The organism is Ignavibacteriales bacterium (genome assembly GCA_016709765.1).
Lineage (GTDB): Bacteria > Bacteroidota > Ignavibacteria > Ignavibacteriales > Ignavibacteriaceae > IGN3.
This window is the reverse complement of the sequence record JADJMD010000013.1, coordinates 248,058-266,307: the sequence shown is the minus strand read 5'-3', so window position 1 is coordinate 266,307 and position 18,250 is coordinate 248,058. Positions and strand designations below refer to the sequence as shown.

The window sequence follows — 18,250 nt, the reverse complement described above, 5'->3', positions numbered from 1 at the left end:
GTATTACACCTCTTCTATAATAATTAATTGGATTTGTTATGAGACTATTAAGAACTGTATCTAAATTATTAATAAATAGAATTCTATTGCTGATATTCTTTTTGATTCTTTCCTTTACAAGCTACGGACAAAGAAATTATCTCTTTGAAAACATTTCAGTCCCTGAAGGGCTCTCAAACTCTACAGTTAATTATATCTTTCAGGATAGCAATGGATTCCTCTGGATTTCAACTGCAGATGGACTTAACAGATATGACGGAAATAATATTAAAGTATTTAAGAACGATCCAAATGATTCAACCACAATACCAACTAATGATAGTTATGCCATTGCTGAGGATTCAGAAGGATTCATATGGGTCGGTTTTTCAAAGAATATTATTGCAAAATACGACCCAAAATATGAAATCTTTCAAAGTTACCGCATAGAAACCGCGGGCGTCACTAATTTATCTTACTTATATTCAGCTCTCTTAGATTCCAAGGGAAATTTATGGTTTGGATCTACTTATCATGGCATACAAAAGTTCAACAAATTAGAAAATAAGTTTGAACAGGTAAACCTGGATATTTCTAATAAAAATGCTCAATGGGGTAATATATACAGTATAACTGAATTAAAGAATGGAAATATCTTAGTTGCTGATTATGCAAATGGTATAAAAATATACAATGAAAAGTTAAATTTATTTCAGCCATATTACTTGAGAGAAAATTTCAGTCCGATTCAAATTCAAGTAATTTATGAAGACCTATCCGGAAATATCTGGTTTGGGGGTAACATTCATTTAATCAAATACTCGCCTATCTATTATACTACTGAAGATTATGATGTTTTTGGTCCGAATAAAAATGACAGGGGTTCCTATTTAGTTACAGGAATAGCTCAGGATGTCAATAAATATATATGGGTAGGGATTTATGGCGGTGCACTATATAGAATTGATACTAACACTAAAAACATTGAGAAATTTGATTACGGTTTGGCAAATTCGGACATATCTGCTAGAATAATAATAAGCCAAATAATTGAGGACAAATACGGTGTTATCTGGATTGCTACACTTGGAAATGGTCTCACAAAATTTGACCCGCTTAGAGAACCGTTTAATTTTTATAAGTTTAATACTAATGATGCTGCAAGTTCTAATGCAAATTTTTCAACCGTAATTGCTGGTTTACATCAGAGTAAAGAAATGACAATAGGTACATCTGAAAAGGGATTATTTATCTACAATCTAGAAAATCATAAGTCTGATAATTTGAAATTTAAAATGGACAGACCTAATGATACAGGTGGAAAAATAAATATCCAGGGTCTGGCTATTGATAATACGGGGAATAAATGGTTCGCATATAATAATCTTGGTCTGCATAAACTTGATAAAAATAATTTACTTAGCACTATTAAATCTCCTAATGCGAATAAAACTACAACTTATTATATAAACTCGATAAAAATTGATTTAGCTGGTAATATTTGGATGGCATCAAGACAAGGATTTGAGAAATACAATCCTACTCAAAATCAATATAGGCTCTTACCAACGATAATGAATAAACCAATGGGTGAAGAACTTAAACAAAAGATTCATAAGATTTCAGGATCAAGTGATCCTATTGCTTCAATATTGAAAGTTGGTGAAGCATCAAATTTAGAAAAATCTTTTTCATTGGACCATAATCAAAAAGTTTTGATGATTTGCGTGGGAGAAGGCGAAATATATAATGCTACCGGTGAAGGTCTTACAGACGTCGGATCACTATTAAACAACGAAGGTAAAACAATTTGGTCAATGGATGATTTATTTAAAACATTTAATGATGGAGGAGGATTTAAAAATCGAATTGTACTTAAATGTTTAAACTTAGAAAAAGGTAACTACAAAATTACTTACTCTACGGATGTTGGCCATTCTTATGGTAATTGGAATGTAATTCCACCACCGGACTCCTTGTGGTATGGAATTCAGGTTTTGAGTTTAAATGATTCTGATTATAACACCATTCATCAATTGAACGAAAAAGAAATTAACTCCGATAAATTTATGCCTATGGAAGCAGCTACAAGCATTGAATTTAGTAAGAGGTATTATAATGTTCTTTGGCTAGGTTCAAATATTAGCGGTTTTTTTAAATATGATTTATCAACCGGAAATTATAAGCAATACAATTTTAATAACAAAAATGTTGGTTCTCCCAACAATCATATTAGTTGCATTTATGAAGACAGTAAAGGGATAGTCTGGATTGCGACAGCAAACAGTTTGTTGAGATTTGATCCCGCTACTGAAAAAATTAATAAGTTCGATCAAAAAGATGGACTCCCATCTAATCAAATAAATTCTATCATTGAAGATCTTGAAGGAAGTCTTTGGATTAATACAGCAGCCGGATTATCCAAACTGAACAAAAATGCTCCAAAGGATAAATGGAATTTTGTCAATTTTGATGCGCAAGACGGACTTAAAGGTTTTACAGCCAGCAATGCAAGCTGGATAAGTAAAGAAGGCGAAATATTTTTAGGGGGAATTGATGGCTTTACTTATTTCTATCCTGGAAAAATTAATGAGGTTAAACCTGATATTGTAATTGAAGATATAAAAGTTTCTGATGTATCTCTTTTATCAGATTCAGCTGCGGTCAAACTACAAAAAAGTATAATGAAAACGGAGGAACTGGATTTTTCATACACTCAAAATAATATTTCGTTTGAGTTTGCATCCATTCATTTTTCAAGACCAGGAAAAAATAAATTAATGTATAAACTTGAAGGATTTAATAATCAATGGATTTCGACAGATAGAAATTTTGTGTCATATACCAATCTTGCGCCTGGTGAATATACATTTATGGTAAAGGGATCAAACGGTGATGGAATCTGGGATGATCAAGGGAAATCTATTCGAATAATTATTTCACCTCCATGGTGGAGAACCACCGTCGCCTATATTGGATATTTCTTCTTATTTGCAGGAATAGTTTTCGGAATAGACAGAGTCCAGAGAAAAAGAATTATAAATAGAGAAAGAAATGCCGCGGCAATTAATGAAGCGAACCTTCGTGCACAGATTGCAGAAACAGAAAACGAACGTAAGTCAAAAGAACTTGAAGAAGCTCGTCAACTGCAACTTTCAATGCTTCCAAAAGCGCTTCCCAAATTACCCAACTTAGATATCGCCGTATATATGAAAACAGCGACTGAGGTTGGCGGTGATTACTATGATTTTAATGTTGCAATGGATGGAACTTTGACAGTTGTTCTTGGAGATGCAACGGGACATGGAATGAAAGCAGGAACCATGGTAACTTCTGCAAAAACATTGTTTAACAGTTATGCTGCAAATCCTGATATACTTTTTACTTTTCGTGAAATGACTCGCTGCATTAAACAAATGCAATTTCAATCGCTTGCTATGAGTATGACAATGTTGAAGATTCAAAATAATAAATTGATGATGTCTTCTGCTGGTATGCCTCCTGTATATCTTTTTAGAAACAAGCACAAAATAGTTGAAGAGCATTTAATGGAAGGTATGCCCTTGGGTACGATGGATAATTTCCCCTATGAATTAAAAGAAATGGAATTATATAAAGGAGATACTTTACTTTTAATGAGCGATGGCTTTCCGGAATTAAACAATCAGGATAACGAAATGTTTGGATACAAACGTGCCAGAAATTCATTTGAAGAAGTTGCAGAAAAAGCACCTGAGAAAATTATTGAGTATCTAAAAAATGAAGGCAGTCGCTGGTCGAACGACAAAGACCCGGACGATGACGTAACGTTTGTGGTAATAAAAGTAAAATAAAAATGGAATATTTATATGAATATAGTTAACAAATCTAAATGCATAATCAATTTCTTAATCATATTACTGATCTTAGCAATTTTCACTACCAATGTTTTTGCACAAAACAAGCCGGTTAAATTTAATCGGCTAACCTCCAGCAATGGATTGTCCCAAAATAGAGTAAGCTCAATAGTTCAAGACCACGATGGATTTATATGGATTGGCACTGAAGATGGGCTTAACAAATATGACGGATATAATTTTGAAATATTTAAAAGAAACCCTGGAGATAGTCTTTCGTTAAATGATAATCAGGCACTTGCCATGCATGTTGCTAAAGACGGAACACTATGGATCGGCGGCTCTCTAACAGGATTAAGTAAATACAATTCGACAACAAAAACTTTTACCCGCTACAATAATGATCATTCTAATCCAAATTCATTAGCTGAGGATATAATTATTTCATTTAGTGAGGACACGAAAAGTAATCTTTGGATTGTTACTCAGGATAAAGGTTTTGATTATATGGTGGTTAGTGACGGAAAATTTATTCATATGGCTAATATGCTTCCACCGGATTTCAAAATTCCTGAAGATGAAATAACTTTTATTCATCAAGACAAACAAAATCACCTTTGGGTTGGCACTATAGGAAAGGTTTATTATTTCAAAATCACTTATGGTGAAACTGGGGTTCCTCAATTAAAGCCGGAAAAAATTGATAACCAAATTTTGAGAACTGCTGCTCTTTCTATAAAAGAAGATAATGAGGGAAACATATGGATTGGCACTGCCGGAGAAGGTCTTCTTAGATTTAATTATAAGGATAGGGTTTTAAGAAAGATTGAACCAATTGCGGATTCTTATCTAATAAATGTTCTAGCTATCCTTGCGTTAGAAACTGATGATAACGGTAATATTTGGATAGGAGGCGTTCCTAACCGTATTGCTGGTTCTTTAACAGATAGAACTTTTTCCGGTTTATTAAAACTAAATATTAAAACAAGAGAGTTACAGAAGTTCCAATATGATCCCAAAGATGAAAAGAGTTTAAGCGGTAATCGTGTTCTATCATTATTAATTGATAAAACGGGTGTTTTATGGGTCGGGACAAATCTTTCAGGAGTTAACGTTTATGATAAATCGGTCATTAAATTTTCTCTGGTAAATACCGGACCTGATGAATTTAATATTATTAAAAACCCTATCAGGGGTTTTTATCTTGATAGTGATAATGTGTTATGGATAGCATCACAAGGGGGCGGTTTAATTTCTTACGATCGGACTAGAAATAAATATGAAATTTTTACAAATGATAAAAAACGGCCTAATTCGATTAGTAGTGATTTTGTTTCGTGTATTTATGATGATGGTAAATTTCTATGGATTGGAACCGCTGGAGGATTAAATCGATTTGATAAGAATTCAAAAACATTCAAACGATTTTACATAGAGCCATCTGATCCCGATTCCAGACTAACCACAATTAATTATAATATAATAGAAATTGAAAAATTCCCTGGATATCTCTGGTTTGGTACCAATGGAAGCGGCTTGGTTAGATTTGATAAGGAGAATGAAACATTTAAAAAATATACTTATGACCCAGAAGATGAAAGCAGCCTGAGCAGCAGAGCTAATTTTGTGAGAACTGTTTGGTACTCAAAATCTCGACCAGAAGAGTTGTGGACAGGAACCACTAATGGGATAAATATACTTAACCTGAAGACTGAGACATTTCGATACTATAATTATGATCCAAAAGATTCTACAAGTTTAAGTCATCCAAATGTTATGAATTTTTATGAGGATAAAAACGGATATGTCTGGGTTGCAACTTATGGTGGAGGACTAAATCGATTTGATCCTAAAACCGAAAAGTTTTTAAGGTTCACACAAGAGAATAGTTCTCTGCCAAATAACGGAGTTTATGGAAGCTTGCCGGACGAAATGGGAAATCTCTGGATATCTACTAATAATGGTATTACTAAATTTAGTCCTAATACATTTCAGTTTAGAAATTACTCTGTGGATGATGGATTACAAAGTGAGGAATTTAATGGCGGTGCTTTTTATAAAGCTCAGAATGGAGAAATGTTTTTTGGAGGTATAAGAGGATATAATTCGTTTTACCCGTCCGAAGTTACAGACAATAAATTTAAACCCAATCTCGTTATTACAGATCTAAAAATTTTTAATGAGTCTGTTCCTGTTGGAGAAAATTCCCCTCTTAAAAAACAAATTTCAAAGACTAACGAAATCGTTTTACCCTACTGGCAAAATGATATTTCATTTGAATATGTAGCACTTCACTATTCAAATCCTCCAAAGAATAAATATGCATTTAAACTTGAAAATTATGAAGATGATTGGCGGTATGTAGGCAATATAAGAATAGCAACTTATACTAATCTTGATCCCGGTGAATATGTATTTGTAGTAAAAGGATCCAACAATGATGGTTTATGGAATGAAGAAGGCAAATCAATAAAATTAATTATTAAGCCACCATGGTGGAAGACAAATTGGGCATATGCTTCTTACTTATTGCTTTTTTTATTTGGTGGTTTTTCCTTCGATAGATACCAGAGATTCAGAATAAAAAATGTTGAGCAAAGAAAAGCACAATTAGCTTTACTTCAGGCTGAAAATGAACGTAAGACAAAAGAATTGGAGGAAGCACGTCAGCTCCAGCTTTCCATGCTTCCAAAATCACTGCCTCAATTACCACATCTAGATATAGCTGTTTATATGAAAACTGCAACAGAGGTTGGTGGTGATTATTATGATTTTCATGTTGGTATGGATGGTACTTTAACAGTAGTGATTGGAGATGCAACAGGACACGGAATGAAAGCAGGCACTATGGTTACAACTACTAAAAGTTTATTTAGTTCTCATGCAGCAAACCCAAATATTCTATTTACATTTCAAGAAATTACACGTTGTATTAAACATATGAATATGCACATGCTTTCAATGTGTCTTTCAATATTGAAAATTCAAGGAAACAAGTTGCAACTTTCAGCAGCAGGTATGCCGCCTGCTTTATTATACAGAAGTAAAACAAAAACAATCGAAGAAATTATTCTAAAAGGAATGCCTTTAGGGGCAGTGCAGGATTTCCCTTATGAATTAAGACAAACAGAAATTTATCCCGGTGATACATTACTGTTAATGAGTGATGGTTTACCAGAGATGTTTAATAAAGACAAAGAAATATTTGGATACGATAGAGTAATTGAAACATATCAGAAAGCGGCGGATAAATTTCCGGAAGAAATAATAACAGAACTTAAAAATGCAGGATCCGATTGGTCGAGCACTGAAACGCCAGATGATGATATAACGTTTGTTGTGATAAAGATAAAATGATGCCTATCCGTCGAAGACGGAATGATGTAACGTTTGTAGTAATTAAAATTAAATAAGGTAACAGAATGAAATGGATTAGTAAATATTTCAATTTTAAGTTTTTAATAATAGGCTTTATGTATCTGCTGACAAACGTCCTCCATGCGCAAGAAAATTTTGTGTTTGAAAATTTCTCAATTCCGCAAGGACTTTCTAATCCAACAATAAATTCTATCTGTGAAGATAAGTATGGTTTTCTCTGGCTCGGTACAAATGACGGTTTGAGCAGATACGATGGATACGAATTTAAGGTTTATAAAAATAATCCATCGGACAGCACCAGTCTGCCTGGTAATACAATAAATACAATATGCGAAGACAATAATGGAAATTTATGGATTGGCGGAAGTAATGTACTGGCGAAATATGACATCAAAAACGATAATTTTATCAATGTAAAATTCGATAGAGGACAAAATCTAAATCCGCCAATTATTTATAAAATCTTTATTGATGAAAAAAATAGAATCTGGATAGGGACCAATGAATATGGTGTACATTTACTTAATCCGGAGGAAATGAATACAAGGAGAATAAAATTTATATTAAATGATGAGGAATTGCGCAATGCGAATAATTTATCCATCATTGAAACTTCAAATCATGAAATATTAGCAACGGATTATGGAGCGGGAATATTTTATTACAATGAAGGTTCTGATAAATTCCAACTATATGATGATTTGGGTGCGGATAAGTTAATTTATTCATTGGTACTTCATGAAGATGAATTTAAAAGATTATGGATTGGAGGGGAAAATTCACTAGTAATATACAACAGAAGTAATAAAAAGTTGGAGAACATTGAAATGTTTTCAACGCCTTTAGGAGCATTCTTATCCAGAGGAACGTTGAATATTTTAAAGGATAAAGCAGGATTTATTTGGCTGGGCACATTAGACGATGGATTATACAGATATAATCCTGTTGATAATAAATTCTTTCATTTTACAGGGAGCAGTAATAATAAAAATAGTATAAAATCTGCCGCAATACTTTCATTGTTTCAGGATAGTTTCGGAAACATTTGGATCGGGACTAGATTGGATGGATTATATAAAGTTGATCCCAACAAGCAACCAATGAATGTTCTTAAAATACCCGAAAACATTAAAACAAATTCTTCGGTAGATAGAATAACAGCGATCGCTAAAAGTGAAAAAAGTAATGATGTGGCTATTGGAACGGCGGGATTGGGAGTGTTTTGGGGAAACAATGGAGCGGGTGAATATAAACATTATACATTCAACAAGAACTCAAATAGTATTTCAAGCGATAATATTTTCTCTTTAACCATTGATGCAGAGAATAATCTTTGGGTTGGAACTAATGTCGGATTAGATAAAGTAAATACAGTTACAGGAAAGACTATAAAATACTTTGACGATCAAATTCCACTTTACGGTGGATTTATAATTAATGATTTAAAATTTGATAAAGCAGGAAGATTATTTATTGCAGACAGGGGCGGTGTAGATATTTTATATCCGAGTCAAAACATTATTAAGCAAATACCATCTATTAGTAACCGGGAATTCAAGCCTGAATTACAATCAAATATTATAAATCTTGCAAATTCTTCACAGCCAATAGCTTCAATACTTAAAGTGGGCGAACAAAAATTATTAGAAAAGGAATTTGAAATATCTGACAGCTCAAAGGTATTAATTGTTGGGGTTGGGGAAGGGCAATCAGAATTAGAGCGACTGTTTGATTTTGGCTGGCTTGAAGATGCTGATGGAAATATAATATGGGGTATGCTCAAATATAGTAATTCATTTCATTTTCAGGGCGGGATGAAGAACAGGATAATGACCCAAACATTACAATTAAAGAAGGGCAAATATAAACTTAAGTTCCAATCTGATGTCGGGCATTCTTATGGAAATTTTAATGTGCTTGCCCCTAAAGATTCAGCATTATGGGGAATTCAGGTTATCAGGATAAATGGTAACCAGTTCAGTGATTTTTCAAAAAGAATTGATGAAGAAATAAAAGTCAGCAATTATATGTTATTGGAGATTGCTAACTCAGTATGTATTAGTAAATCATATGAAAATATTTTGTGGATTGGATCATCAAACCAGGGTCTTTTTAAATACAATTTAAATACAGGTGAATTCACCCAGTATAATAAAAATAGAGAAGCAGTTTCTGACATTGTGACCAATAACGATGTGTATTATGTATTTGAGGACAGTAAAGGATTTGTTTGGTTTTCCACTCCAAATGGTTTGGGAAAATTAGACCCGAAAACCGAGAAGATAAAATATTTTACCGAAGATGACGGTCTTCCTACAAATTTAGTCGGAGCTATTCAGGAGGATAATTATGGCAATTTATGGATTAGCAGTGCAGCAGGTTTAACCACACTCGTTCGAAATGAAACTGGCGAAAAAGAATCGTTCATAAATATTGATATAAAGGATGGGCTTCAGGGCTACTCATTTTCACTCGCCTCATGGAAAACAAATAATGGAGAATTATTTTTCGGTGGAGACAACGGAGTAAATTATTTTATCCCCGGAAGAACAAATCAAACAAAACCAAAAATTGTACTTACTGATTTGAAAATATCCGATGTATCCGTTTTTAACGATCTTACAACCTCACCATTGAAAAAAGACTTAAACAGCACTGAAGAATTAACATTAGATTATTCACAAAATGATATTTCATTACAATTTGCCCCTATCCATTACTCTAGACCTGAGAGAAATCTAATTGCATATAAACTGGAAGGATTTAATAAAGATTGGGTCTATAGTAAACTTCATTTTGCTTCATTTACAAATCTAGAGCCCGGTGATTATACCTTTAGATTAAAGGCAGCAAACGGCGACGGAGTATGGAGCGAGAAGGAAAAAGTATTACATATCGAAGTACTTCCACCTTACTGGAGAACAACATTTGCATATGTTTGTTATGGATTTCTTTTTCTTGGCTTTGTTTTCGGAGTAGATCGCATACAACGAAGAAGACTTTTAACAAAAGCAAGAAACACTGCAGCTATCAATGAAGCTGAGTTGAGAGCTCAGCTTGCAGAAACAGAAAATGAACGTAAAACAAAAGAACTTGAAGAAGCACGACAGTTACAGCTTTCAATGCTTCCCAAAGAACTGCCGCAAATACCCAATCTTGATATTGCTGTATATATGAAAACGGCCACCGAGGTGGGCGGCGACTATTATGATTTTAATGTTGCTATGGATGGGACTTTAACTGTTGTTTTAGGCGATGCAACAGGACACGGAATGAGAGCTGGCACGATGGTTACTTCTGCTAAAACATTGTTTAACAGTTATGCTGCAAATCCTGATATACTATTTACATTTAAGGAAATGACCCGTTGCATTAAACAAATGCAATTTACATCTCTTGCAATGAGTATGACTATGTTGAAGATTCAAAACAATAAACTACTAATGTCTGCTGCTGGTATGCCGCCTGTTTATCTGTTCAGAAATAAGCATAAAATAATTGAAGAATATTTAATCGAAGGAATGCCATTAGGTACGATGGAAAATTTTCCATATGAATTAAAAGAAATGGAATTGTATTCGGGAGACACAATATTATTGATGAGTGATGGTTTTCCAGAACTAAACAATCAGCATAATGAAATGTTTGGTTACAGACGAGCCAAAAATTCCTTTGAAGAAGTAGCAGATAAAGAACCGGATAAAATTATAGATTATCTTAAAAATGCAGGTTCCCTCTGGTCAAATGATAAAGAACCAGATGATGACGTAACGTTTGTAGTTATAAAAGTAAAATAAAAATTCAAGGCTGAATTAAATGAAATTAAAAATAAACAAAATAATTTATTATGTATTCCTGGCAATATTAATTGTTCCTTTATTATTTGCGCAAAAGCCAAATTATAAATTTAAAACTATTGATCAACCCGAAGGATTAATAAACAGTACTGTCCAGGTTATCTTTGAAGACTCATTTGGGTTTATCTGGTTAGGAACGCATCAGGGTGTTCAGAGATATGATGGAATAAACTTTAAGAATTATGAATACTCTGAACTCGACTCAACAGGTCTGTCATCCAATTTTATCAACGGTTTTTGTGAGGATGCCGATAAAGATATTTGGATTGTTACATCAGCAGGTTTAAACAAATATGTTAGATCAACAGATAAGGTAATCAGGTACAATTGGAATAACGACCAGCTGAATAAAAGTAAGAATAAATTATTGTCAAATGTTTTTCCTGATCAATCCGATCAAAACACTCTTTGGATTACATCTCCCGAAAATGGATTAATAAAACTTAATACAGCTAACGACAGCATTAGAATTTATTCCTTGGGTGATATTTCTTATTTACCAAGCTCACATAGTTTAACTTTACCTTTCCCGGGGGAAAAAAGTAAATTGCTGCTTGGCACCTCAAAACTACTTTCTTTCGACAAAATCACAGGCCGCTTTGAAGTTCTTTTGAGTCTGGATGAAAATTCAGAAATACCAAATAATCTAATTAATAGCGCCGTAATTGATCCTGCTAATAATGATATAATCTGGCTTGCTACTGGTGATTTCTGGGGGCGTGGAAGTTTAGGTGGATTGATTAGATATAATCTTAAAACCGGTGCGAAGAAGTTATTTTCTCCTGAAACACGACCGACGGAAATTTTAAGTAATCATTTATTAAGTTTATGTTTTTCTGATAATGATAAATTATGGATTGGGATGAGGAATGATGGAACTTTAATATATGATAAAAAAGAAGATGAATTTTATAATTTTACAAAAAGTGAATTTGATAAGGAGTCTCTTTGTACTTCTGATGCTGTAAGAAGTATCTTAAAAGATCAGGCAGGCAACATTTGGTTCGGAACCTGGGGCGAAGGCATTTCACTATTAAGCACTTCCTTGCAGAAATTTTCCAGTTACAAATATCTTCCTAATAAAAATAATGCCCTTCTGGACAACTATATTAACACCTTTACAGAAGATAAGGATGGAAATATTTGGATAGGTACTAAAGCAGGGGGTATCAGTAAATTTAATCCTAGGACAAAAATTTTCGAAAATTATTTTAATGAGTTTGTTTCTTCAAATGGAAAATCTACCGAAGTTACATATCTATATTATGACCGCAATGAAAATCTTTGGATAGGAACTTATGATGACGCACTATATAGATATAACCCGGTAACAAAGAGTAAAATTCATTATCAAAAAGGCGAATCAAATAAAGAGGTTTCGCAGAAAAGAATAACTGCGATTACTGAATTCAAATTCGGGGAAATCCTTATCTCGACTTATGGTGGTGGTCTAAATATTTATGACTACAAAACAGATACTTTTCGTCATTATTTGCATGATTCCAATGATTCTTCAAGTATCCCTGATAATCAAATCTGGCTGCCTTTTTCAGATGGCGAAAGCAATTATTATTTCAGTGGAAATTCCATTGGGTCTCTTTTCAAATTCAATTCAATAACTGAGAAATTTTCAATTGACAATCCAACAAACAGACGATCTAACTTTGTAATGCCATATAGTAGTTCAAGAGGGACAATTTATGTGAATGAAGTTAACGCAGGTCTAACTGAGTTGAATCTTGGAGAAAAAATTAAGGCAAAAACATTATTTGATAATTTTGGTAAAAACATTAAGAATGTCGAAAGCATAATAGGCGATTCTAGAAATAATCTATGGCTTGGTACTGGAGATGGATTATTAGAATATGATCATGAACTAAAAATATTAAATCGTTATGATAATGATGATGGATTGCAAGGATACGTTTTTAATAGATTCGCTGCACTAAAAACTACCAACGGAGAGATGTATTTTGGCGGGACAAATGGCTTTAGTGTATTTCGTCCAGATGAAATAAAACTGAGCAGTTATGAACCCCCAATAGTTTTTGTAGATCTGAAACTCTTTCAGGAAAGTGTCCCCATCGGTGAAGCGTCTGTACTTCATAAAAATATTTTACTGACCGACCGCGTGGAACTTGATTATACCGAGAATGATTTTTCTATATCCTTTGCATCACTGGATTTTTCAAACCCAAAAAGAATTCAATATAAATATACACTTGAGAATCACGATAAAGACTGGATTGATGCAGGCCATAAAAACTATGCAAGCTATACAAATATGGATCCAGGAGAATATACTTTAAAAGTCCTTGCAACAAACAGCGATGGTGTTTGGGTAAAAGAGCCAAAACAATTATCTATAATTATTCATCCTCCAATCTGGAGAACGACTGGTGCATATATTCTTTATGGATTATTATTTATTGCAGGAATATTTACTGTAGATAGAATTCAAAGAAGAAGATTAATAGCTAAAGAACGAACTGCGACGCAGATAAGGGAAGCCGAACTGCGCGCACAAATTGCCGAAAAAGAAAGTGAAAGAAAATCTTATGAGTTGGAAGAAGCTCGTAAACTTCAGTTATCGATGCTTCCAAAAGAAATACCGCAATTGCCTCATCTTGATGTTGCTGTATATATGAAAACAGCCACAGAGGTAGGTGGTGATTATTATGATTTTCACGTTCATTTGGATGGGACATTAACTGTAGTGCTTGGGGATGCAACAGGACACGGAATGATGTCCGGAATGATGGTCTCAATAATGAAATCCCTTTTTATGTCTGACAGAACCAATAAAGCATTGAAACCTTTCTTTGAAAATGCAAGCGCAGCAATAAAGGATATGCAACTTGGCAGATTAATGATGGCACTTACCTGTGTTCAGATAAGTAATAATAAGATAGTTACAACAAATGCAGGAATGCCACCACTCTTTATATATAGAAAAAACTCTCAGACTATTGAAGAAGTGATTATAAATAATATGCCGTTAGGTGCAATGAAAGAAGTTGTTTATGATGTGAAAGAATTGACAATTGATAACGGCGATACTTTATTACTTATGAGTGATGGATTTGCAGAATTGAAAAATGATAGCCAGGAAATCTACGGTTATAGAAGAGCAAGAAACACTTTTGAAGAAGTAGCTATGCACGAACCTGAAAGTATAGTAAAACATTTAACTGATGTAGGAAAAAACTGGACAAATAATAAAGAACCTGATGACGATGTAACGTTTGTTGTAATAAAAGTTAAATAACTTGCTTGTCATTTCGAAGGAGTCTGCGACTGAGAAATCTTTTTATTTTGTGCTATAAAGATTGCTCCTCCGATTAAAATCGGGATCGAAATGACAGCTATGCCGTAATCTGAGATTACAGAATGTTGTGATATTTGAAGTCATAAACTTAAATAAGATAAGAATAGAAAAATTAATAATAGTCATTTGTTTAAATGGAGAATTTTATGAGGTTGACATCCCTAAAAATTTTAACAGTATTGTTTTTATTTGCTTTTTCTTCGTTGCTAATATCGCAGCAAAAACAGAAGACAGAAGCTAATGCAGATTTAATCGAGTACACTAACAAAGAAGGTTTGCCTACCACAAACATCACGAATGGAATTCAAACTAAAGATGGTTTTATTTGGATTTCCAGCGTGGAAGGAACATACAGGTTTAATGGATATGAGTTTGAAGAAGTAGGCACTGATATTGGATTACCTACTATGCAGAATATGTACTACGATTCAACTAAAAACATAATGTACTTTGCCTCGCCCACAAAATTTATAACATTCGATGGAAAAGAATTTAAAGTATACACTGAAAAAGAAGGTTATAAAATAAACGGTTTAGAAGGACAATTAATAACTTTTGTTGGATCTGACAGCAAAGGCAGGATTTGGATTGGTTCCTCTACACCATTTGTAGATAAAAATAATAACGGCGGTCTTACAAAATTTGAGAATGGGAAGTTTACTGTTTATGACTCAAAGAGTTTCCCTTTAGATAATGCAACAAACTTTATTGAAACTCCTTATGGTGATCTTATATTTAATTCAGCCGGCCGAAATACTCAAACCCGTGAAGGCTCTTATGTAGCATTATTCAAAAATGGGGTGTTCAAAAGAATTGATGAATCAGTTGGAATAACATTGCAGAATGCAAGTATGTTCCCAGAGGAAAACGTAACTGCAATAGATAAGGACGGGAATACCTGGATGGCCTGCTCTGGTGTTATTAGTCTTTCAGAAGGATCTGATCTTTATTCCGGTGTTTTGATGTATGATGGCAACAAATTTCATCAATTCACAGAATTCAAGAATCAGTTTAAAAAAGACCAATTTCCAATTCAGGTATACTATAGTTCAAAAATGAATAAGTTGTTCATGACAACTTTCATTAGAGGAGGTGAAATTTTTGATGGAAAGAATACAAGTGTTCTAGAATTTGAAAATGGCAAATGGAAGGTTTCAAATATTTTACAGGAAATTAATGAAATAAGAGATCTGAAGACAGAAAGAGCTATCAATGACTTTAAATACCAGAGTATTTATTTTGTGAAATCGAGCAAATACTTTCCAGAAAGGATCATATTTCAAGTTACATCTCTGAATCAAAGTTCAAAATATCTTAATCAACTATTCTCGTATGAAAATAATAAATGGAAAAAATTTGATTCATTTGAATCAGGCCCAGCAATCGCATTAAGCGAAGGTGTGGCAATGAAAACATCAAAAGGCATCGGAATCTATTATCCCAATTATTCAAGGATGTTAACTTCTAAAGATGGTTTGCTGGTTACACAATCAGGTATTGTAACACCTTACACAGATTATAGTGGGATAGTCTGGCTTTCATATTCATATACCGATTTACCTGCGTACGCTTTAACCGCAGATGTTGGCATTAATGTTTGGGATGGAAAAATATTACGAACCATAACAGAAAAAGATGGACTTGCAAGCAATATAACCTTCAAAACCTTTCAGGATAGTAAAAAAAGAGTTTGGATTACTACTTCAAAAGGGTTAACGATGATTCGTGAAATCAGAAACAGCGAAGGTGAACAAATATTTAAGATTAATTCAATTCCAAATGAAGATGATAAACCCTATTATATTTCAAATGCACTGGAAACGAAGAATGGTGATATTTTTACCTGGCAAAATTATGTAAGACCTGCTTCAGATAATCTCATAGGAGCTGAGCCTTATTTTGGGAGATTAGAAGGAGACAAGGTTGTTAAAATAAAATCACCTTTTGATGAAATTGATAATGCTAAAAAGTATCAACTTTTTGATATTAAGGAAGATAATGAAGGAAGGCTATGGTTCTTTGGTTTATTCTCAGATAATATAAAGGATATTACATCGGTACAGTCTAAAATAGTGTTGTTTGATGGTAAATCATGGTCAAAGCCTCCGGCAAGCTGGAATGTTCCTACAGAACAATTGCACTATGTAGGCAACCTGAAAAATGGAATGTACTTTTTAACCGTTGGGGGATTTTATGTTTTTAACAGAAATAATTTTGTTAATCTTAGTGATAGCGTTAATGAGAATGCAGATTTCAGAATTTTAAAAGGTGCGAGTGTTGCAGGAACACAAACAGAAATTCAGGCAGGTGAAAATTTATATATAAGACTCAGAAACAGGGGACTAGTAATTTTCGACGGAACAAATCTAAAATTTTATACTAAAAAAGATGGTCTTCTATCCACTAATCTCTCAAATCCTGTAGTCGATGAAATTAGAGGTGCTGTTTATTTTTCATCTCCTTCAGGGGCATTAAAAATAAGCGGTAATAAATTTCAGACATTCTATCATGACGAGAGCGTTGCGAGCGGCGGCCCTTATATTTCAGCTATGGATGGATTAGGGAATATGGTAGAATTCTATAATGGAGTCGGTCTTTACATTAATAAGAGTGAAGAAAAAAGTTACCCATTATTAATTTCATCTGTATCAGTAACCGGCAAATCTTATTTTTATAATTTACCGAAAGAATTACCCTATTCTGAAAATTCATTTATCTTTAATTATGCTGCGTTAAATTATAAAGATCCCAAGCAAACAACGTATGAACATTTTCTTGAAGGTTTCGACAAGGGCTGGTCAAAGGCAAGTAACCTTCCGTTTGCAGAATATCAAAGTCTTCCATTTGGTAAATACACTTTTCGGGTACGTGGCGTTACATCAAACGGAGTTAAAACCAATGAAGCATCATATTCATTCAGAGTTAATCCTCCAATATGGAGAACCTGGTGGGCATATGGACTTTACTTTCTAGGCTTTGTTGGAATGCTCGGAGGAATAAGAAAGTATGAATTAGAGAGAAGAAAAGAAAACGAAAATAAAAAATTCCTGCAGATTGAAAATGACAGAAAAACAAAAGAGCTTGAAGAAGCCAGACAGCTTCAGCTTTCAATGCTACCCAAAGCATTACCAAGCGTCCCCCATCTTGATATTGCAGTATTTATGAAAACGGCAACTGAAGTTGGCGGCGATTATTATGATTTTCATGTTCATATGGATGGCACTCTAACAATTGTACTTGGTGATGCAACCGGACACGGTATGATGTCCGGAATGATGGTTTCAATTATGAAATCACTCTTTATGTCGGATAGAACTAACAAAGAACTTAAGCCCTTCTTTGAAAATGCGAATGAAGCGATTAAGGATATGCAGCTTGGCAGACTTATGATGGCACTTACCTGTGTGCAGATCAGTAATAATAAAATAACAACTACTAATGCCGGCATGCCTCCTCTATTTATTTATAGAAAAAATTCTCAGACGATTGAAGAGGTTGTAATAAATAATATGCCATTAGGCTCTATGAAAGGTATTGTTTATGATATTAAAGAAATCAAGATAGAAAGGGGGGATACTCTATTACTAATGAGTGATGGATTTGCAGAACTTAAAAATGTTAACAACGAGATTTATGGATACAAGAGAGCAAGAAACAGTTTTGAAGAATCAGCTAAGAAAGAACCTGAAGAAATAGTAACATTCCTAAAAGAAGAAGGCAAACGATGGACAAATAATAAAGAACCCGATGATGATGTTACGTTTGTTGTGATAAAAATAAAGTAACCGCTTGTCATTTCGAGGGAATGAAGTGACCGAGAAATCTTTTAATATAATTAGTTTGAAAAAGATTTCTCCCTGTCCCTTGCCTGC

The 18,250-nt window shown here is 33.6% G+C and carries 5 protein-coding genes; all 5 read left to right on the top strand.

Annotated elements, in window-relative coordinates:
- Positions 1 to 38 precede the first annotated feature (38 nt).
- The 5 genes from IPJ23_10790 to IPJ23_10770 all read left to right on the top strand — a co-directional run bounded on the left by IPJ23_10790 (position 39) and on the right by IPJ23_10770 (position 18,163).
- Entirely contained in the window at positions 39 to 3,812 is a 3,774-nt protein-coding gene (locus IPJ23_10790) for a SpoIIE family protein phosphatase (GenBank protein MBK7631164.1), read from the top strand.
- 15 nt (positions 3,813 to 3,827) lie between these two features.
- The gene (locus tag IPJ23_10785; protein MBK7631163.1) at positions 3,828 to 7,172 is read left to right on the top strand and encodes a SpoIIE family protein phosphatase; all 3,345 of its coding nucleotides are present in this window, start codon (positions 3,828 to 3,830) and stop codon (positions 7,170 to 7,172) included.
- Positions 7,173 to 7,237: 65 nt separating this feature from the next.
- The gene (locus IPJ23_10780; GenBank protein ID MBK7631162.1) at positions 7,238 to 10,990 is read left to right on the top strand and encodes a SpoIIE family protein phosphatase; all 3,753 of its coding nucleotides are present in this window, start codon (positions 7,238 to 7,240) and stop codon (positions 10,988 to 10,990) included.
- Positions 10,991 to 11,009: 19 nt separating this feature from the next.
- On the top strand, positions 11,010 to 14,318 hold the full coding sequence (locus IPJ23_10775; GenBank protein MBK7631161.1) for a SpoIIE family protein phosphatase: 3,309 nt from the start codon (positions 11,010 to 11,012) through the stop codon (positions 14,316 to 14,318).
- 206 nt (positions 14,319 to 14,524) lie between these two features.
- Positions 14,525 to 18,163, top strand: a complete 3,639-nt coding sequence (locus tag IPJ23_10770) for a SpoIIE family protein phosphatase (GenBank protein ID MBK7631160.1) — start codon at positions 14,525 to 14,527, stop codon at positions 18,161 to 18,163.
- Positions 18,164 to 18,250 lie beyond the last annotated feature (87 nt).